This is a genomic window from Millisia brevis NBRC 105863 (genome assembly GCF_001552615.1).
Taxonomy (GTDB): domain Bacteria; phylum Actinomycetota; class Actinomycetes; order Mycobacteriales; family Mycobacteriaceae; genus Millisia; species Millisia brevis.
Window position 1 is genome coordinate 85,042 of record NZ_BCRN01000001.1, and the last position, 18,174, is coordinate 103,215.

An 18,174-nucleotide genomic window follows, 5' to 3' on the forward strand; every position below is an offset into this window, starting at 1 on the left:
GGTAGCGCGCCACCGGAATCAGAAGATCTCCGCGATGTCCGGGCCGAGGGTGAAACCGTTGGCGCCCTGCCGGCAGGTGATGGCGGCGGTGTCGGCCTCACAGGTATAGGTGTCGATCACCAGGGCGCTGCCCGCGGGCAGGATCTCCCAGCCACCGGCATCGGGGGCGGCGCCGACGGGCGCATTGCCCGCGGGCGGCGGGGGTCCGATGAAGACACCCTGGTTGAAGCACATCAGCGCCGCGCTGCCACCGAAGACGCGGGCGCCGCTGCTCGGGCCGCCGGGGGCGAACCAGCAGTCGGCCAGCTGGGGTGCGGCACCGTCCGGCAGCGGGGCACCGGTCGTCTGACAGCCGGCGCCACCGACCGAGCTGATCCCGCAGTAGACGTCGCCGCTGGTCGACTGGAAGTAGTACTGGTCGGCGTCCGCCTGCGGCCGGTAGACCTCGGGATCGACCGCCTGGTCGTCGGGCGCGGCGCTCGCCTGGTCGTCGGCCGCCGACGATTCCACCTGCGCGGAGGTGTCCGCGGACGAGCCACAGGCACCGACGAGACCCACCGCGACCAGCAGCGCTCCGATCGTCATCGAACGGGGCGGGCGCAGGCGAACGGTCACGGGTTTCCTCCGGGTCACGGTCGTTGGGTCGGACTCGCCGAACACCATAGCGGCCCGATCCGGACACTCCTCACCGCCGGGACGCCGACTTCCGCGCCGCCGGCCGGTTTCGCGACCCTCGCTTCGACCGGGACACGTCGCGAGAACGCTTCGATAACGTCGGGGTCGGCCGGGGCGCACATCGCCCCGAACGCCCAGGTTCGGAAACGTCACCTCAGGGTCGGTAGCCGATACCGGCGCCCGTCGGGGAGACTCGAGGGCACGATGCACGTGCAACAGCCGAATTGGCCGCAACCGCCCCCGCAGGCCGGGTGGACGGGCACGTCCGCGCGCCCGGTGGCGACCGTCGGCAACCGCCCGAGCCTCTACGACCGGTTCGAACTGATCGGGGAACTCGGCAGCGGCGGCGAGGCGACCGTCCATCGCGCCCGCGAGCGCGCGACCGGCGTCGAATACGCGATCCGGATCTTCCGCGATCGGCCCAACTATCAGGTCGACTGGGGATCGCCCGAGTACGCGGCCCACTTCCCCGAGCGGACCACGGTGCGGGTCTTCGAGCGCGGCGTCGAGTACCTGGCGGTACCCAACAGCCCGGCGATGATCGAGCAGCACTACGAGGTCATGGAGTACTGCGCCTACGGTGCCCTGTGGCATCTGGTCGGCGGCGCCTACGGCCCGCTCACCGAACGGCGTTTCCTCGGCATCGTCGCGCAGCTGACCGACGCGGTCGCCACGATGCATCCGGTGGTGCACGGCGACATCAAGCCGGGCAACATCCTGATCCGCTCCCTCGAACCGCTCGAAATCGTGCTCGGCGACTTCGGCGTCGCCCGCCGGGTCGACCACACCCATACCCGCTACCGGGGCGGCACCCCGCGCTACCGGCCGCCGGAGTCGGAGGGCACCTCGACCGCCACCGACTGGTGGGGTCTGGGCATGACGCTGCTCGACCTGTTCGTCGGGCGCAATGTCTTCGACGCGGTCGGGGCCGACGACGAACAGGTGCGGCTGGCGTTGGAGACCCGGCCGGTGCCGCTCGATCGCGTGCACGACGTCGGGTCGCTGTCGGCCGACCGGATTCGGCTGCTGCTGTCGGGGTTGTTCGTCAAGGGGCCGGGCGACGGGTGGAAGCAGCGGTGGACCGGCGCGCAGGTGCGACGCTGGCTGGCGGGGGAGTCGCCCGCGGTCCCCGAGGGCGTTCAGATCGGTGTGCTCTTCGCGGGCGTCCTGCACCATCGCCTCGATCAGCTGGGCGCGGCGCTCGAGCAGCAATGGGAGACCGGGGAACGGTTCCTGCGCGGTCCGGGGGCCGCGGAGGTCGCCGAACTGGCCGAGTTCTACGGCCGCCGCAAGACCTTCGACCAGGTGATGCGCATCGGATCGGCGTTGCCCGAACGCTCCCCGATGCTGGTGTCGGTGGTCGCCTCCTGGCTCAACTCCGAGGCGCCGGCTCGCTACAAGCAGCACGAGCTGACCCCGGCCGGGCTGGCCGCGCTGGCCACCAATGCCCGCCGCACGCCCGGCAGCGCCGACTCCGCCGACATCGAGCGCCTGTTCACCAGTGGGCTGTTGTCCGCGGTCGCCCGGGTGACCGATCGCGCGGATCTGGCCGCGATCGATCACAACTGGCACTCGCTGCACGAGCAGACCCGACAGCTGCTGCACCACCGGAAGCTGGCCAACCGGGTCGATCCGCGGGCGCTGCTGTGCGGATCGTTGATCGCCGCCCTGGCGCCGCATCCGACCGCCGCCACCACGACGCTGCGCGACTCGTTGCATCCGTCGGATCTGCGGCTGGCCGATCGCACCTCGTGGTTCCGACAGTTGCGGGCGGGCCGATGAGCGACGAGGCGCTGTTGCGCGCGATCGCCGCCGACGCGACCGTGGGATCGGCCCGCGACGAGGCGATGCGACAGGTCGCCGACCGGGCGATGCGCCGCCGCCGCTGGGATCGGATGGTCGTGGCGGCCACCGCGGTCCTGATCGTCACGGTGATCGCGCCGATCACCCTGTCGCTGGCGTTCAACGGCGACCTGGTGCGGCTCTTCGGCCCCGGCACGGTCCTGCCGCAGGCCGAGCTGTGGGTGATCGGGATCTGGCTGTTGGGCCACTTCGCCTTCGGCAGCGGCATGCTGCTGTGTCTGGCGGCGGTGGTGCTGGCCTTTCCCTCGTTCGTGGGACGCCGACAGGTGTGGTTCCTGCGGGATCTCCCCCGCGGACTACCCCGCTGGGGCGCCCTCATCGGTGCGGTCTGCGCGGTCGTGGTCGCGTTCACCTTCTGCCTGCCGCTGGCGATCGAAGCCTTCGACCGCGCGGGGGCGGCGATCGCCGCGACCGGCGCATGGTGAGCCGCGTTAACACGCATTGACCGGAAATCAACGGCGACACGCCGGGAACGTTTCACATGAAACATTCGGAATGTTCGACGGCCGGCCGCCGGGAGGTCACCGGGGAATGTCGCCCTAGGCTGAGCGCATGCAGTTGCTGCTCGTGCGCCACGCCCAGCCGGTCGCCTCGGCCGATCATTCCGATCCGGAGCTGAGCGACCTCGGCACCGAGCAGGCCCTGCGCCTGGTCGAACCGCTGATCCGCCAGCCGATCGCCCGGCTGGTGTCGAGCCCGCAGCGACGCGCGATCCAGACCGGCACGCCGCTCGCGGAGGCGGTCGGCGCCGAGATCGCGATCGACGAACGGCTGGCGGAGTACGACCGCGACTTCACCGGGTACGTGCCGTTCGAGGACATCAACGGCGCCGATTCCCCGGAGTACCAGCGCATCCTCAACGGCGACCTGCCCTCGGCGGTCGACGCCGCGGCATTCCTCGGGCGGGTCACCGCGGCGGCCACCGACATTGTCGAGGAGGCCGACCACCGCGATACCGTGGTCGTCTTCGCCCACGGTGGGGTCATCAACGGTCTGCTGCACGAGGTGATCGGCACCCGCAAGCCGCTGGCCTTCGCCCTCGAATACTGCTCGATCACCTCGCTGCTGTACTCGCGGACCGGCCGCATCGCGGTCACCGGGGTCAACGCCGTCGAGCACGTGCGCGACCTGCTGCCCCGATACCGCTGAGCGGACGCGGCTCACCTCACCAGTAGATGTCGACCAGCTGACGCTTGAGGATCTTGCCGGTCGACGACTTCGGCAGCGCGTCGATGATCGTGACGGTCCGCGGGTACTTGTAGACCGCCATCCGCTGCTTGACGAAGGCGATGATGTCCTCTGGCGTCGCACTGCGCTCCGGACGCAGGGTGACGAAGGCGTGCACCTCCTCGCCGAGCCGATCGTCGGTGCGGCCGAGGACGGCGGCCTCGGAGATATCGGGGTGCTGGTAGAGCACCTCCTCGACCTCCCGCGGGTAGACGTTGTATCCGCCGCGGATGATCAGTTCCTTCTTGCGGTCGACGATGAACAGGAAGCCGTCCTCGTCCTCGTAGCCGAGGTCGCCGCTGTGCAACCACCCGTCGGCGAGCGCCTCGTCGGTGGCGGCCTCGTTGTTGAGGTAGCCGGCCATCGTGTTGTGCCCGCGGATGACGATCTCGCCGATGTTGTCCTTGCCGCGGCCCAGACGGCGACCGTCGGAACCCCAGATCTGTACATCGGTGCCCCAGATCGGGGTGCCGATGCTGTACGGCTTGCGGCGGGTCGGCAGATTCGCCGTCGCCAGCGGGCCGGCTTCGGTCAGCCCGTACATCTCGGTGATCAGGACTCCGAATTCGCGTTCGAAGCCGTCGAGCAGTTCCGCGGCGATCGCGGCGCCGGCGCTGCCGCAGGCCCGCAGCGACGAGCGGTCGTAGCGGGCGACATCGGGATGGTTGAGCAGCGCGTGGTACATCGTCGGCACCCCGTGCAGGACGGTCGCGCGGTGTTCCTGCAACGATTCGAGCACCCGGGTGGCGTCGAACTTCTCGAGCAGGATGACCGCGCCACCGGCGAGCAGGTTGGCGTTGAGGATCCCGGACAGGCCCAGCGCGTGGAACAGCGGCATCACCGCGATCGTGCGGCTGTCGGCGTCCATATCGAAACACTGCACGTGGGCGCGCGCGTTCATGAACAGCTGGAAGTGGGTGAGCTTGACCGCCTTCGGCTTTCCGGTGGTGCCGGAGGTATAGAGCAGCACGGCGGTATCGGTCGGGTCGCGCAGCACATAGGGCGCCGCCGCGTCGGTCTGCGCGGTCAGCTCCTCGAAGGCCCGCACCTCGGCCGAGGGGCCACTCCCGCCGTGCACGAAGACGTGTTCGACGCCCGCTTCCTTCGCACCGATCTGCGCCTCCGCGAGCGCCGAATCGGTGGTGATCACCGCTTTGGCGCCGGAAAAGCTGAGGAAGTACGCGATCTCGGGCCCCTTGTTGACCACGTTGAAGGGGATGGCGACCGCGCCCGCCTTCAGGATGCCGTAGAGCGCGGTGACAAACTCCGGAACATTCGGCAGCTGGATACCGACCGGGTCACCCGGTTCGATCCCCAACGCGACGAGGTGCGCCGCGACATTGTCGGAAAGCCGGTCGAGTTCGGCGTACGAGACGGTTCCCCCGTCGTGGATGACCGCGGGGCGGGTCGCGTTCCACCGCGCACCCTCTCGAACGATTTCGGCGAGGTTGAATGCCACGTCGACTCCTTTGACGTCCGGGCGAATGTGATGCCCCAGGATGGAGCATCCCCGAAGCGATGTGGATCACAAATTCCGCAGCATGGAATCGGACTCGGATGCCGCTGCGTGCGGGCACATGATGATCCCGACGCGAGGAGGCCTCATGGTGAGCAAATGGATCGGGCGAGCGACCTGGGGGATGTTCGAACCCCCGCGTGCCACATGCGAATTGGCGCTCTCGGGGGCCGCCTTCCCGGTCCTGCTGGCGACCGCGCCGCGCGGTGAACGGCATCCGGTCCTGGTGGTCCCCGGGGTCGGCGCCGGCCCCACCTGGGCGGCGCCGCTGCGCACCTTCACCCGCGCCCTGGGGTATCCCACCCACGGGCCGCGTCCCTTTGCCACCAAGGGCGGCCCGGGGTGGGTGCGCGAGCGACTGATCGCCCAGCTGGAGGACCTCGCCGACCGGTACGGAGAGCCGACCAGCGTGGTCGGCTGGAGCGTGGGCGGATCGAATGCCCGTGAAGCGGCCTACGCGCGCCCGGATCTCGTTCGGCAGGTGATCACCCTGGGCGCCCCGCTGACCTCGGGATGGTTCTCCCGCGATCATCAGGAGGCCCGCGAGTCGCTGAAGGTGCCGTGCACCGCGCTGTACACCCGCTGGGACCACATCTTCCCCTGGCGCGACTGCCTCCAACAGGACGATCCGCGAGCGGAGAACGTCGAGATCATCGCCTCCCATCTCGGCATGGCGAGCAACCCGTTGGCGTGGTGGATCATCGCCGACCGTCTCGCGCTGCCCACCGACGGCTGGCGCCGCTACCGACCGGAAGAGGTTGCGCCCTAGCATCTCTGGAACCGTGCGGGTGATTCCGTCCTGCGGAATCGCGGATTCCCCACAGCCGGAACGCCCTTAGCGTCGCCTCCATGAGCACACTGTCCGACAACGCGCTTCCCGCCGATACCGACGCACCGTCCTCCCCGGTACACCTGAACGCGGTCGCCGGGCCGGGGCAGCCGGACCCGTCCCCCGCCCTCGAGGAGCTCTACCGCGGCTTCGAACGCGAGCTGCTCGTCCCGCTGTGGACCGAGATCGGCGACCTGATGCCCGGCCATCCACGGTCGGCCGCGACACCGCATCTGTGGCGCTGGAATCGGCTGCTGGCCTTGGCCGATCGCGCCGGCGACCTGGTACCGGTCGGCCGCGGCGGCGAACGTCGAGCGATCGCGCTGGCCAACCCGACCCTCGGGGGCCGCCCATTTGCCACCCCGACGCTGTGGGCGGCGATCCAGTATCTGCTGCCCGGCGAGGATGCCCCGGAGCATCGCCACACCCAGCACGCCTTCCGCTTCGTCGTCGAAGGCGAGGGCGTGTGGACGGTGGTCGGCGGCGATCCGGTGCCGATGAACCGCGGCGACTTCCTGCCGCAGTCCGGCTGGAACTGGCACGCGCACCACAACGCGGCCAACCGGCCGATGGCCTGGATCGACGGCCTGGACATTCCGTTCCAGTACTACACCGAACAGCAGTTCTTCGAGTTCGGCCGCGAGGCGATCTCCGATGCCGAGCGCATCACTCCGGACCGCTCACGCTCCCAGCAACTTTGGGGACATCCCGGGGTGCGTCCGGTCGCCTTCACCGAACCGACCTCGGCGACCCCGCTGCTCAACTACCGCTGGGTGCACACCGACGCCGCGCTGCGCGATCAGCTCGACCTGGCGGCCGCCGGCTACCCGGGCGTCGTCGAACCCGGCCACGCCGCGGTCCGCTATATCAACCCGACGACCGGTGGCGATGTGCTGCCGACTATCCGCACCCAGGCGCACCGCATCACCACCGGCACCACAACCGCCCCGCGCCGCGAGGTCGGCTCGTCGGTCTACCAGGTCTTCGACGGCAGCGGTGTCGTCACCGTCGGGGAGCACCGCTGGTCGGTCACCCGCGGCGACCTCTTCGTCGTCCCGTCCTGGGCGGAACTGTCGGTGACCGGCGAAGCCTCGGCGAGCGATTCGGATTCCGGCGCCCTCGACCTGTTCCAGTTCGGCGACGCCCCCATCTTCGCGGCCCTGCACGGCCACCGCGAGCAGATCACCACTACCGGAGGACAGCAATGAAATTGGCAACCATCCGCACCGAGGAGGGCACCCGCGCGGTGCGCGTCGAGGGCGACGAGGTGATCGATCTCGGCTACGCCGATGTCGGCGCACTGCTGGCGGCGCCGGGCGGGCTCGCGGCGGCCGCGACCATCGACGGGCCGCGGTCGTCGGCCGACGGCGTCGACTACGCCCCACCGGTCCTCGCCCCGGGCAAGGTCGTCTGCGTCGGGCTCAACTATCGCAACCACATCCTCGAGATGGGACGTGACCTGCCGCAGTATCCGACCCTGTTCTCGAAGTTCGCGGACACGTTGATCGGCGCGAACGATCCGATCCTGCGCCCGGACGAGACCACCGAATTCGACTGGGAAGCCGAGTTGACCATCGTCGTCGGCGCCACCGTGCGGCGGGCGACCGGCGCGGAGGCGGAGGCGGCGATCGCCGGATTCACCGTGCTGAACGACATCACCGCCCGCGATTGGCAGTTCCGGACGCGCGAATGGCTGCAGGGCAAGAACTGGCAGTCGTCGACTCCCGTGGGCCCGGTCGTGGTGACCCCGGACGAACTTCCCGGCGGGGTACGCCCGAGCCTGACCATCTCCTCGGAGGTGGACGGCGAACCGATGCAGAAGGATTCGACCGGCGATCTCGTCTTCGATCCGGTCCACCTGATCGAGTACGTCTCGACGATGATCACCCTGCGCCCCGGCGATCTGATCGCCACCGGCACGCCCGGCGGGGTCGGCCACGCCCGCACGCCGGCGCGCTACCTGTCCGCCGGGCAGCGGGTGGTCACCCGGATCGAGGGCATCGGCACCCTCGACAACCTCGTCACCGCCGATCCGGCCGTCGTCGCGGCGGCCGGGGCCTGACGGTGACGCGTACCCCGGAGGCGGCCCGCGTGTGGATGCGCGCGGGTACCGCCTGGTTCGCCTCGGTGGTCGACGGTCTCGACGATGCGACCCTGTCGGCCGATACCCGGCTGCCCGGCTGGACCGGCCGGCATCTACTCGCCCACGTCGCGGCCAATGCCACGGCGTTGAGCAATCTGGCGACCTGGGCGCGCACCGGCGTCGAGACCCCGATGTACACCTCGGCCGGCCAACGCGCCGCCGACATCGAAGCCGGTGCGACGCGGCCGGTCTCGCAGCTGCGGGCATGGTTCACCGAGACCGCGGACCGGCTCGCCGCCGACCTGGACGTCCTGACCGACCGGCAGTGGTCGGCGCCGGTGCGCACCGCGCAGGGGCGGACCTTGCCGGCGTCGGAGATCCCCTGGTTGCGCACCCGTGAGGTCGTCGTGCACGCGGTCGACATCGACCCGGCCGGCAACTTCATCTCGGTGCCGCTCGACGTCGCCGACGCCCTGGTGGACGACGTGGTGGCCAAACGGTCCACCGCCGGCGACGGCCCGGCTCTGCTGCTGGCGGCCACCGACACCGGTCGCGAGTGGAAGGTCGACGGGATCGGGGACGCCGCCCGCCTCGAGGCGGACACCACCACCCTCGCCGGTTGGCTCACCGGGCGCGAGACACTGCCGCCCGATGCCGGTGCGCAGCCCGCACCGATCCTGCCGCCCTGGCTGTGACCCAGCCTGCCGGCACCCGAATCAGCCCGAATCGGAGGAACTTTCGCATGACCACTCAACACGTTCCCGGGGACGCGCAGGCGCCCGAACCCGCGCGCGTCGATGTCCTGATCGTCGGTGGCGGCATCGGCGGCCTCGCCTCCGCGGTCGCCCTGACCCGAGCCGGTCTGACCTGCCGGGTCCTCGAACAGGCCCCCGCCTTCGGCGAGGTCGGCGCGGGGCTGCAGATCGCCCCGAATTGCACACGCATCCTTCGGGAGTGGGACCTCTTCGACGAGATCGCCGAGCTCGGCGTGCTGCCCCGGTCGATCGTGATGCGCGATGCCGTCGACGGCGAGGAGTTGACCCGCCTGGACCTGGTCGACGCCGAGAAGCGCTACGGCGCACCCTATGTGGTGATCCACCGCTCCGATCTGCACGGCACCCTGCTGCGCGCGGCGCAGCGCCTCGGCGTCGATCTGGTCACCGATTGCGCGGTCACCGCCGTCGAGCAGGACGATCACGGAGCCCGGGCGATCAGTGCCGGGCGGGTCGACACCGCCGATCTGCTGCTCGGCGCGGACGGACTGCATTCGCTGGTGCGCCCACTGTTCAGCGACGACCAACCGGTCAGCTCCGCCTACGTCGCGTACCGCGGCGCCGTGCCGATCGACACCGTCCGTGGCAACGACATCTCCCTGGACGACGTGGTCTGCTACGTCGGCCCGGGCAGCCACTTTGTGCAGTACCCGCTGCGCGGCGGGGAGATGTTCAACCAGGTCGCGGTATTCGAATCCCCCAAGGCCCTGGCCGGTTTCGAGGATTGGGGTACCCCCGACGAGCTCGACGCCGCCTTCGCCGGCACCTGCGAGCAGGTGCGCATCGGGCTGCCGCATATGTGGCGCGACCGCTGGTGGCGGATGTTCGACCGGGATCCGATCGACACCTGGGTGTCCGGCCGGATCGCGCTGACCGGCGACGCGGCCCATCCGCCGCTGCAATACCTGGCACAGGGGGCGGTGATGGCGATCGAGGACGCGTACATCCTGACCCACCACGCCACCGCGCATAGGGATGCGTCCGGTCGCGTCGACTGGACCGCCGCCCTCGCCGGCTACGAGTCGGTGCGCCCGGCACACTGCCGGCGGGTGCTGTCGACCGCCCGGAAGTGGGGCGAGCTGTGGCACGTTGCCGGCGATCGGCGACGGTGGCGCAACGAGGTGCTGCGAGCCCGCGACGTGCACGACTATTCGTTTGTCGACTGGCTCTACGGCCCGACCGCGACGCAGCCGGCCGAGCTGGCGCCGATGTTCGAACCGATCCCCTACAGCCCGCTCACCGCACCGACAGCGTCCTGACCCCGGCCGGCCGTACAAACCTCGGCGAGAGTGACAGTTTCTACGGTTCAACCCCGGAAACTGTCACTCTCGCGCGGTGGTGGGCGGGTCAGACGACCGTTTTGACCACTTTGCGCAGCATCTCCCCGAGGTCGCGCCGCTCGTCCGCGTCGAGAGCGCCGAAGAGGCGATCCTCCGCCTCGCGGGAGATCCGGGCGGCGCCGTCGAGCACCCCGACGCCGGCGGGGGTCAACGCGACCAGCCGCACCCGGCGGTCCCGCTCGTCCGAGCGACGTTCGACGTAGCCGGCCGCGACCAGCTGATCGACCAGCGTCACGACGTTGCTGGCCTCGAGCCCGAGCAGCGGTCCGAGCTCGCGCTGGGAGCGTCCGGTGTCGGCCACCATTTGCAGCAGGGCGTACTGACGGGCCCGCAGTCCCGATCCCGACAGGGCGTCGGTCAGGGTCCGTTGCGCGGCCGCACCGAGCCGGGCAACCAGAAATCCCAGGTCACCGAGCAGCATGTCGGGCCCACGACCACCGCTCACGCCGTCGAATGTGTCGCTCGTCACAGTTCGAAACCTCTTCCGTGTTTACATATGATTCATAACTATTATGATTCATAACTACTTCGGGTGGGACCGCTTCCAGTAGACACCCACCCGGCAGCGCCCTCCCGATCACCCACCGGCGCGATCGTCCCCCGATCGCCGCACCGGCTCCACGCGAAGGGATCCACCCAAGACCATGAGTAGCCCCTCCACCGTCGACCTCACCGGCAAGGTTGCCGTCATCACCGGAAGCGGCCGCGGACTCGGCCTGGCCTACGCCCGCGCTCTGGCCGCCGCCGGGGCGAGCGTGGTGGTCAACGACGTCGACGAGCAGGTCGCCGCCGATGCCGCCGCCTCGATCCGCGCCGCGGGCGGCAACGCCTCGCACCTCGCCGTGGCCGTCGGCACCTCGGACGCCGCCGACGCGCTGGTCTCGCACGCCGTCACCGAGCACGGCTCGCTCGACATCGTCGTCTCCAATGCCGGCATCCTGCGCGACAAGGTGCTGTGGAAGCTGACCGACGAGGACTTCGACGCGGTGATCAACGTGCACCTGCGCGGCAGCTTCACCCTAGGCCGGGCCGCGGCGATTCACTTCAAGCAGCAGGGCACCGGTGGCCGGATCATCCTGATCGGCTCGCCCGCCGGACAATTCGGCAACTTCGGCCAGTCGAACTACTCGGCCGCCAAGGCCGCGCTGGTCGCGATGACCAAGGTGTGGGCCCTCGAACTGGCCCGCGACAAGATCACCACCAATGCGATCGTGCCGGTCGCCGCGACCGCGATGACCGCGACCGTGCCCTTCCTCAAGCCCTACGTCGACGCGCTCGAGGCCGGCGAACCGCTGCCCCCGTACGCGCGTCGCGACCTGGCCTTCGGCCCCCCGGAGGACGTCGCGGGATTGGCGGTCTTCCTCGCCTCCGACGAGGCGGCGGAGGTCACCGGCCAGGCGATCGGCATCGGCGGCGACAAGCTCTCGCTCTACCGGCAGGCCGATCCGGTGGTCACCGAATTCCACGACGGCGGCTGGTCGGCCGACGACATCGCCGCGGCGTGGCCCAAGTCCTTCGCCGAGCACCTGCAGCCCGCCGGCGAGCAGCTGCCCCCGCCGCCGGCCTGACCGGTCCCGAAACCGAAAGGAGCGCAACGATGCCTCTGAATCTCGATGACCTCGTCGCGATCGACACCCACGTGCACGTGGAGATCGACGACCACGGCCACTGCGCCTTGCCGCAGCCGTTCCTCGACGCCTCCGAGAAGTACTTCAAGGCCGGGGAGCGCACCCCGTCGATCGATCGGATCGCCGAGCGCTACCGGGAGAAGAACATCGCGGCGGTGATCTTCACCGTCGATGCGGAACTGTCGACCGGCCAGCGCCGCATCAGCAATATCGACGTCGCCGAGGGTGCGGCCCGCCACGACGACGTGCTGATCCCCTTCGCGTCGATCGATCCGCGGCGCGGCGCCGACGGCGTGGCCGAATTGCGGGAACTGATCGCCGATCACGGCATCCGGGGGCTGAAGTTCCACCCCAGCCTGCAGGCCTTCGCCCCCAACGACGGTAGCGCCTATCCGCTGCTCGAGGTGCTCGCCGAGCACGGCCTGCCCGCGGTCTTCCACACCGGGCAGACCGGTATCGGCGCCGGGATGCCCGGTGGCGGCGGCATCAAGCTGCGCTACTCCGACCCGATCCTGCTCGACGATGTGTGCGCGGACTTTCCGAACCTGAACGTGATCTTCGCGCACCCGTCGGTGCCGTGGCAGGACACCGCGATCTCGATCGCCACCCACAAGGCGAACGCCTATATCGACCTGTCCGGGTGGTCGCCGAAGTACTTTCCGCCGCAGCTGGTTCGCGCAGCAAACGGCATGTTGCGCAAGAAGGTGCTCTTCGCCACCGACTACCCGGTGATCGATCCCGACCGGTGGCTGTCCGACTTCGAACTGCTCGACCTGAAACCGGAGGTTCGTCCGTTGATCATGAAGCAGAACGCCCTGCGGGTGCTCGGCCTCGGGGGTGCGGCATGACGACCACCATCGCCCTCGCCGACCTCGACGACCTGATCGGCAAGCCGCTGCCCCCCGGCGAATGGGTGCATGTCGACCAGAAGCGGATCGACACCTTCGCCGATGCCGCCGACGACCCGCAGTGGATCCACACCGATCCGGTGCGCGCCGCCGACGGCCCCTTCGGTACGACGATCGCGCACGGCTATCTGACTCTGGCCCTGGTTATTCCGCTGTTCGAGAAGGTTCTCGATGTCACCGGCGTCACCACGAAGATCAACTACGGACTCGACAAGGTGCGCTTCCCGGCGCCCGTTCCGGTCGATTCGCGGGTGCGGATCAACGTCACGGTCGCCGAGGTGACCGATCTGCCCGCCGGGCGCCAGTTGAGCTTCGACGCGGTCGTCGAGGTCGAGGGACAGGCGAAGCCCGCGTGCATCGCCCGGCCGGTCTTCCGCTTCCTGTCCTGATCCGCACCGCACCGATCCGATCCCCGTCCCGCCCGGCTCGCCCCGGAGTAGAAAGACCACGGAGCAGACATATGTCGCACTACCGCAGCGATCTCGGACACATCGCCTTCCTGCTGTTCGATGTGCTCGGCGGCCGGCAGTACTACGGGGCGACGCCCTACGACGGAATCGACGAGGAGACCTCCCGAGACCTGCTCGAGCACGCCGAATCCTTCGCGCAGAACGAGCTGGCACCCAGCTTCCTGTCCGGGGAGTCGGCGTCCGGGCAGTACCGGCCGAGCACCCACGAGGTGATCCTGCCGGAGCCGATCGCCGATGCGATGCGCAGCCACATCGCGTCGGACTGGCTGGCGATGGAACTGCCGCCGGAGGAGGCGGGACCACATGTCCCGCCCTCTCTGCGGTGGGCGATCGCCGAACTCGCGCTGGGGGCCAACCCCTCGGTGGCGATGAGCACCCTGGTGATGCCGCAGGTCGTCGCCCTGCTGCGCGCCTCGGGCACCCCGACGCAGCGGCGGCTGGCCGATCTGGTGATCGACAGGCATTGGGCGGTGACCATGGTGCTCACCGAGGCCGACGCCGGTTCCGATGTCGGCCTCGCCCGCACCCGGGCGATCCCGCAGCCGGACGGCACCTGGCATCTGGAGGGGGTCAAGCGGTTCATCACCTGGGGTGAGCACGACGGCGCGGACAATATCGTTCACCTCGTGCTCGCCCGCCCGGTCGCGACCGAGGGCGCCGGCGGCCCCGGCACCAAGGGGTTGTCGCTGTTTGTGGTGCCCTCGCGGCATTACGACCCGGAGACCGGGGAAATCCTCGGCCGCAACGGGGTTCGGGCGACCGGCCTGGAACGCAAGATGGGTCTGCACTCCTCGCCGACCACCGAGCTGTCGTTCGGCGTCGACGAGCCCGCGGTGGGCACCCTGCTCGGCGATACACACGAGGGCCTGCGGCAGATGTTCCACATCATCACCTACGTGCGGCTGCTGGTCGGGGTGAAGGCGGCGGCGGCCTTGTCCAGCGCGCACCTCAACGCCCGCGACTACGCGGTCACCCGCGTGCAGGGCGTGCCGCTCGGCGCGCCGAATGATTCGGGGCCGCAGCCGATCGCGCAGCACCCCGATATCCGCCGGTCGCTGCTGACCCAGCGCGCCTACGCCGAGGGCGCGCGCTCGCTCTACCTGTACACCGCGACGCTGCTCGATCGCATGGAGGCCGCCGCGGCCGCCGGCGACACCGATCACGCGGCGACCGGCCGACACCGCTTCCTGTTGCCGATCGTCAAGACCTGGAACGCCGAGAACGCCTACCGCGTGATCAGCTCCGAATGCCTGCAAACCTTCGGCGGCTCCGGCTATCTCGCCGACTACCCGGTCGAGCAGTACGCCCGCGATACCAAGGTCGACTCGATCTACGAGGGTGCCACCGGCATCCAGGCGATCGACCTGCTGACCCGACGCATCGTCCCGGACGAGGGCAAGCAGCTCGACCTGCTGCTCACCGACATCCACGACACCGCAGCCCGTCTCGCGATCGATCCGCCCTTCGCGGCGGAGGGGCAGCTGCTGGCCGAAGCCGTCGACGCGGTGACCCGGATGAGCCGCCAGGCGATCGCCCGCGCCACCAACGGCTCGATCCAGGTCGCCGGACTCGGCGCCACCCCGCTGCTCCTGGCGATCGGTGACGTCGTGGTCGGCTGGCTGCTGTTGCGCGCCGCCGAGCGCGCCGCGCAGCGGCTGGCGTCCGAGGACGCCGACGGCACCCGTGACGGCGAGCAACTCGCCGGCTACGAGGCCGCCGGTCGCTGGTTCGCCCGCCAGGTGCTGCCGGTGACCATCGCGAGCGCCCGATCCGCGGATCTGTTGACCGACAATCCGATGTCCCTGCACGAAGCGGCCCTCTGACGTTCCGACGTCGGACACCGACTGCGCGCCCTTCCCTCCGAGGTCCCCATGACCTACCTCGAATCCGTCGACAACGCCCTGCGACTGCTGGTGTCGCTGGCCGCCCAGCAACGCATCAGCGTCAGCGACGCCGCCAAGGAGCTTGGAGTGGCCCCGTCCACCGCGCACCGGCTGCTGTCGACCATGCGCTATCGCGGCTTCGTGCGGCAGACCGACGACCGCTGCTATATCCCCGGCCCGGCGTTCGCCACCCTGATGAAGCGCAACCCGGCCACCGCGAAGCTCGCCGAGCGGGCGCTGCCCTATCTCGGGATGGTGATGGGCGCGCTCGACGAGACCTGCCACCTGGTGGTGCGGGTCAACCGCGACGTGCAATTCGTCGCGAGTGTCGAAGCGCAGCAGGCGCTCAAGATCAGCTCCCGACAGGGGCAGACGATGCCCGCGCACCTGGTCTCCGGCGGCAAGATGCTGCTGGCGCTGTTGCCGCGCCCGGAGCTCGACACCCTCTACCCGGTCGAGGAGCCCGATCTGCTCGCCGGCAAGGACCGGAACATCTTTGCCGCCGAGCTCGCGTCCGCCCGCTGCCGCGGCTACACGGTCAATGTCGGCGATACCGAGCGCGGCATCGCCGCGGTAGCGGTACCCGTCCCCGGCACCGACGGCAAACCGATTGCCGCGATGTCGGTTTCGGTTCCGTCGGTGCGCTACAGCTCGACGCGGGTACCGAAGTTCGCCGCCGCCCTGCGTCGCGGCGCCGACGCCCTCAGCGCCGAACTGTCCGGCTGATCCCGCTCGCACGAAGGCCGGGACCGATCCAGTCGGTCCCGGCCTTCGTCTCCGCGCTCAGATGGTGGGCTCAGATGGCGGTCAGGGTGGTCTTCAATCGGAACTTGACCACCTTGCCCGCGGCGTTGCGGGGCAGCTCCGACATGATGTGCAGCCGCCCGGGCAGCTTGTAGCGGGCCAGGGATTCGGCGCAGTAGTCCCGCAATTCGGCCAGCGTCAGCGCCGCCCCCGGCCGCAGGACGACCACCGCGGTCACCGCTTCGCCCCACCGGTCGTCGGGCAGCCCGACCACGGCGACGTCGAGGACCGCGGGGTGGCCGAAGACGGCGCTCTCCACCTCGGCGGGCGAGACGTTCTCCCCACCGGTGATCACCATGTCCTTGACCCGGTCGACGATCGCGTAGAAGCCCTCCTTGTCGCGCACCCCGATGTCACCGGTGTGGAACCAGCCGTCGGCGTCGTGGGCGGCGGCGGTCGCGTCGGGGCGCCGCCAGTAGCCGGGCGAGACGTTCGGGCCGCGCAGGCAGATCTCGCCGCGGGTGTCCGGTTCGGTGACCACCGAGCCGTCGTGGGCGCGCAGTTGCGCCTCGACGAACAATGGCGGCATACCGGCCGATCCCAGCCGGGTGAGCGCATGTTCGGCGGTGAGGAAGATTGCGGCGGGCGATGTTTCGGTCAGACCGTAGCCCTGCAGGATGCCGATCCCGCGGTTGGCGTAGCGGCGCAGCAGCGGCTCGGGGACCGGCGCGCCGCCGCAGATCACCACGCGCAGGGTGCTCAGGTCGGCGTCGACGAACGCGGCGTGGTCACTGATCGCCGACAGCATGGCGGGGACCATGAAGGTGGTGGCGATCCGGGAGCGTTCGATCTCGGCGAGCGCGGCCGCGGGGTCGAAGTTGCGGTGGATCACCACTTCGCCGCCCTTGAGCAGGGTGGTGAAGATCGTGACGTTCAGCCCGGCGATGTGGAACATCGGGGCGACGACCAGGGTCGCATCGTCCTCGTGCACGTCATAGAGGTGTTCGAGATTGATGTTGTTCCAGAACAGGTTTCCGTTGGTGAGGATGACCCCCTTGGGCTGCCCGGTCGTGCCCGAGGTGTACATCAGGATCGCCGGGTCGTCCGGCTGCGCCGCCGCGGGCGTCGAGGTCAGCCCGTCGCGGATCAGGTCCTCGTAGGAGGCCCATCCGTAGCCGAGATGGTCGCCGTCGTCGAGGATCACCACCGCGTCCTCGGCGTGGATGCGCAGGGGTGGAAGGGTGTCCACGCGATCGAGGACCGGCCGATGGGAGGAATCGCAGACGATAGCGACCGCGCCGGAGTCCTCGAGGATGAAGGCGAGTTCCGGTGGCGCCAGCCGGAAGTTCAGGGGCAGGAAGATCGCGCCGAGCCGATTGGCGGCGAGGAAGGTCTCGATCAGGACCGGCTGGTTGTGGCCGAGGAAGGCGATCCGGTCCCCCGCGCCGATGCCGGCGGCGGCCAGGCCGCCGGCGAGCCGTTCGACGCGTTGCTGCAATTCGCTGTAGCCGGTGGACCTCCCCTCGAAGCTGATCGCCCGGCGTTGGGGCGAGCGCTGTGCACGGGCGGCGAACCACGCATGGACACTGACGTCGGGTCGAGACATGTCGTGCTCCCTTGTTCATTCATCGTCGGCACCCGACCCACCGGCGTCGACCCGGGCGATCCCGGACCGGGCCTTGTCGAGCAGGGTGACCAGTTGTTGACGCTCCTGCGCGGTCAGGCCGCCGAAGCACTGATCGTCGAGCCGGAACTGGCGCTGTAGCGCCGCCTCGATGCTGTCCCGACCGGCGTCGGTGAGCTCGAGGGTGATCACCCGCGCGTCGGCGTTGTTGCGAGTACGACTGATCAATCCGTCGGATTCCAACGCCCGCAAGGTATTCGAAACCGTCTGCCTGCTGAGCTGGAGGTTTCGGACGACGTCGCGAGCACTCACCGGGGCGAACACCCAGACGACGTACAACACGCGGAACGACAGCCATGTCCGCTGGTCCTGTCGGTGAACGACGTTCTCCGACAGCACGGCGTGCGCCTGCGCGGCGCGCGCCAATGAGATTCCGACCGCGGTCGCGTCGAGTTCGGCATCGGGGAAGCGCGTCTTGGTGCGCCGCCGAACCTCCTCGGTGAAGGTGGGAACCCCACTTCCCCGCGTACCGCCGCCGATCTCCTCCATCGTCATGTCGGGCCCCGCCTCTCGTTGCTGAACGAACGTAGGTTGTCCCACTATTGACTGTC

The 18,174-nt window shown here is 69.6% G+C and carries 18 protein-coding genes; 13 read left to right on the forward strand and 5 right to left on the reverse strand.

The features are described 5' to 3' along the window. Window positions 1-18: 18 nt before the first annotated feature. Window positions 19-615 (reverse strand): hypothetical protein, encoded by a 597-nt coding sequence (locus tag MB1_RS00365; protein WP_066902596.1) that lies wholly within the window; start codon window positions 613-615, stop codon window positions 19-21. Between the two features lie 264 nt (window positions 616-879). Between MB1_RS00365 and MB1_RS00370 the strand changes: the two genes are divergently transcribed. From MB1_RS00370 to MB1_RS00380, 3 genes are all read left to right on the forward strand, one after another. Then, the gene (locus tag MB1_RS00370; protein ID WP_066902598.1) at window positions 880-2,457 is read left to right on the forward strand and encodes a protein kinase domain-containing protein; all 1,578 of its coding nucleotides are present in this window, start codon (window positions 880-882) and stop codon (window positions 2,455-2,457) included. Continuing rightward, on the forward strand, window positions 2,454-2,963 hold the full coding sequence (locus tag MB1_RS00375; RefSeq protein WP_066902600.1) for a hypothetical protein: 510 nt from the start codon (window positions 2,454-2,456) through the stop codon (window positions 2,961-2,963). Before MB1_RS00370 ends, MB1_RS00375 begins: the two co-directional genes overlap by 4 nt. 127 nt (window positions 2,964-3,090) lie before the next feature. Further along, window positions 3,091-3,687 carry a histidine phosphatase family protein gene (locus tag MB1_RS00380; RefSeq protein ID WP_066902602.1) on the forward strand — a complete coding sequence of 199 codons (597 nt, stop codon included), beginning with the start codon at window positions 3,091-3,093 and terminating at the stop codon, window positions 3,685-3,687. Window positions 3,688-3,703: 16 nt separating this feature from the next. Here MB1_RS00380 and MB1_RS00385 read toward each other — a convergent pair whose 3' ends face one another. Further along, window positions 3,704-5,224: a long-chain-fatty-acid--CoA ligase gene (locus MB1_RS00385; RefSeq protein WP_066902604.1), complete on the reverse strand. Its 1,521-nt coding sequence runs from the start codon at window positions 5,222-5,224 to the stop codon at window positions 3,704-3,706. Between the two features lie 145 nt (window positions 5,225-5,369). Between MB1_RS00385 and MB1_RS00390 the strand changes: the two genes are divergently transcribed. The 5 genes from MB1_RS00390 to MB1_RS00410 all read left to right on the forward strand — a co-directional run bounded on the left by MB1_RS00390 (window position 5,370) and on the right by MB1_RS00410 (window position 10,225). Beyond that, complete coding sequence (locus MB1_RS00390; protein ID WP_157083827.1) at window positions 5,370-6,050, forward strand: esterase/lipase family protein; 681 nt, start codon at window positions 5,370-5,372, stop codon at window positions 6,048-6,050. Window positions 6,051-6,130: 80 nt separating this feature from the next. Next, complete coding sequence (locus MB1_RS00395) at window positions 6,131-7,318, forward strand: cupin domain-containing protein (RefSeq protein ID WP_066902608.1); 1,188 nt, start codon at window positions 6,131-6,133, stop codon at window positions 7,316-7,318. Then, window positions 7,315-8,172, forward strand: a complete 858-nt coding sequence (locus tag MB1_RS00400) for a fumarylacetoacetate hydrolase family protein (protein ID WP_066902610.1) — start codon at window positions 7,315-7,317, stop codon at window positions 8,170-8,172. Before MB1_RS00395 ends, MB1_RS00400 begins: the two co-directional genes overlap by 4 nt. Window positions 8,173-8,174: 2 nt before the next feature. After that, complete coding sequence (locus MB1_RS00405; protein ID WP_066902612.1) at window positions 8,175-8,888, forward strand: maleylpyruvate isomerase family mycothiol-dependent enzyme; 714 nt, start codon at window positions 8,175-8,177, stop codon at window positions 8,886-8,888. A 47-nt stretch (window positions 8,889-8,935) separates the two neighbouring features. Beyond that, window positions 8,936-10,225, forward strand: a complete 1,290-nt coding sequence (locus MB1_RS00410; RefSeq protein ID WP_066902614.1) for an FAD-dependent monooxygenase — start codon at window positions 8,936-8,938, stop codon at window positions 10,223-10,225. Window positions 10,226-10,313: 88 nt separating this feature from the next. Here the strand turns inward: MB1_RS00410 and MB1_RS00415 are convergent, their stop codons facing one another. Next, the gene (locus tag MB1_RS00415; RefSeq protein WP_066902616.1) at window positions 10,314-10,775 is read right to left on the reverse strand and encodes a MarR family winged helix-turn-helix transcriptional regulator; all 462 of its coding nucleotides are present in this window, start codon (window positions 10,773-10,775) and stop codon (window positions 10,314-10,316) included. A 175-nt stretch (window positions 10,776-10,950) separates the two neighbouring features. On the opposite strand from MB1_RS00415, the gene MB1_RS00420 reads away from it, so the two are divergent. From MB1_RS00420 to MB1_RS00440, 5 genes are all read left to right on the forward strand, one after another. Continuing rightward, window positions 10,951-11,874 (forward strand): SDR family oxidoreductase, encoded by a 924-nt coding sequence (locus tag MB1_RS00420; protein WP_066902618.1) that lies wholly within the window; start codon window positions 10,951-10,953, stop codon window positions 11,872-11,874. Between the two features lie 29 nt (window positions 11,875-11,903). Then, window positions 11,904-12,782, forward strand: coding sequence for an amidohydrolase family protein (locus tag MB1_RS00425; RefSeq protein ID WP_157083828.1), 879 nt, complete (start codon window positions 11,904-11,906; stop codon window positions 12,780-12,782). Further along, window positions 12,779-13,231 carry a MaoC family dehydratase gene (locus tag MB1_RS00430; RefSeq protein WP_066902620.1) on the forward strand — a complete coding sequence of 151 codons (453 nt, stop codon included), beginning with the start codon at window positions 12,779-12,781 and terminating at the stop codon, window positions 13,229-13,231. The genes MB1_RS00425 and MB1_RS00430 overlap by 4 nt, the downstream gene beginning before the upstream one ends. Before the next feature lie 71 nt (window positions 13,232-13,302). Then, on the forward strand, window positions 13,303-15,135 hold the full coding sequence (locus MB1_RS00435; protein ID WP_066902622.1) for an acyl-CoA dehydrogenase family protein: 1,833 nt from the start codon (window positions 13,303-13,305) through the stop codon (window positions 15,133-15,135). 48 nt (window positions 15,136-15,183) lie between these two features. Continuing rightward, the gene (locus MB1_RS00440) at window positions 15,184-15,921 is read left to right on the forward strand and encodes an IclR family transcriptional regulator (RefSeq protein WP_066902624.1); all 738 of its coding nucleotides are present in this window, start codon (window positions 15,184-15,186) and stop codon (window positions 15,919-15,921) included. A 70-nt stretch (window positions 15,922-15,991) separates the two neighbouring features. On the opposite strand, the gene MB1_RS00445 is transcribed toward MB1_RS00440, so the two are convergent. Together MB1_RS00445 and MB1_RS00450 are read right to left on the reverse strand one after the other, a co-directional pair. Continuing rightward, the gene (locus MB1_RS00445) at window positions 15,992-17,545 is read right to left on the reverse strand and encodes an acyl-CoA synthetase (RefSeq protein WP_066902626.1); all 1,554 of its coding nucleotides are present in this window, start codon (window positions 17,543-17,545) and stop codon (window positions 15,992-15,994) included. 15 nt (window positions 17,546-17,560) lie between these two features. Beyond that, window positions 17,561-18,118 carry a MarR family winged helix-turn-helix transcriptional regulator gene (locus MB1_RS00450; RefSeq protein WP_066902628.1) on the reverse strand — a complete coding sequence of 186 codons (558 nt, stop codon included), beginning with the start codon at window positions 18,116-18,118 and terminating at the stop codon, window positions 17,561-17,563. Between the last annotated feature and the right edge of the window lie 56 nt (window positions 18,119-18,174).

Bases quoted from the DNA above. Each gene is read 5' to 3' on its own strand.
- MB1_RS00370 (WP_066902598.1), top strand. From the start codon at position 880: ATGCACGTGCAACAGCCGAATTGGCCGCAACCGCCCCCGCAGGCCGGG.
- MB1_RS00375 (WP_066902600.1), top strand. From the start codon at position 2,454: ATGAGCGACGAGGCGCTGTTGCGCGCGATCGCCGCCGACGCGACCGTG.
- MB1_RS00380 (WP_066902602.1), top strand. From the start codon at position 3,091: ATGCAGTTGCTGCTCGTGCGCCACGCCCAGCCGGTCGCCTCGGCCGAT.
- MB1_RS00390 (WP_157083827.1), top strand. From the start codon at position 5,370: ATGGTGAGCAAATGGATCGGGCGAGCGACCTGGGGGATGTTCGAACCC.
- MB1_RS00395 (WP_066902608.1), top strand. From the start codon at position 6,131: ATGAGCACACTGTCCGACAACGCGCTTCCCGCCGATACCGACGCACCG.
- MB1_RS00400 (WP_066902610.1), top strand. From the start codon at position 7,315: ATGAAATTGGCAACCATCCGCACCGAGGAGGGCACCCGCGCGGTGCGC.
- MB1_RS00410 (WP_066902614.1), top strand. From the start codon at position 8,936: ATGACCACTCAACACGTTCCCGGGGACGCGCAGGCGCCCGAACCCGCG.
- MB1_RS00420 (WP_066902618.1), top strand. From the start codon at position 10,951: ATGAGTAGCCCCTCCACCGTCGACCTCACCGGCAAGGTTGCCGTCATC.
- MB1_RS00425 (WP_157083828.1), top strand. From the start codon at position 11,904: ATGCCTCTGAATCTCGATGACCTCGTCGCGATCGACACCCACGTGCAC.
- MB1_RS00430 (WP_066902620.1), top strand. From the start codon at position 12,779: ATGACGACCACCATCGCCCTCGCCGACCTCGACGACCTGATCGGCAAG.
- MB1_RS00435 (WP_066902622.1), top strand. From the start codon at position 13,303: ATGTCGCACTACCGCAGCGATCTCGGACACATCGCCTTCCTGCTGTTC.
- MB1_RS00440 (WP_066902624.1), top strand. From the start codon at position 15,184: ATGACCTACCTCGAATCCGTCGACAACGCCCTGCGACTGCTGGTGTCG.
- MB1_RS00445 (WP_066902626.1), bottom strand. From the start codon at position 17,545: ATGTCTCGACCCGACGTCAGTGTCCATGCGTGGTTCGCCGCCCGTGCA.
- MB1_RS00450 (WP_066902628.1), bottom strand. From the start codon at position 18,118: ATGACGATGGAGGAGATCGGCGGCGGTACGCGGGGAAGTGGGGTTCCC.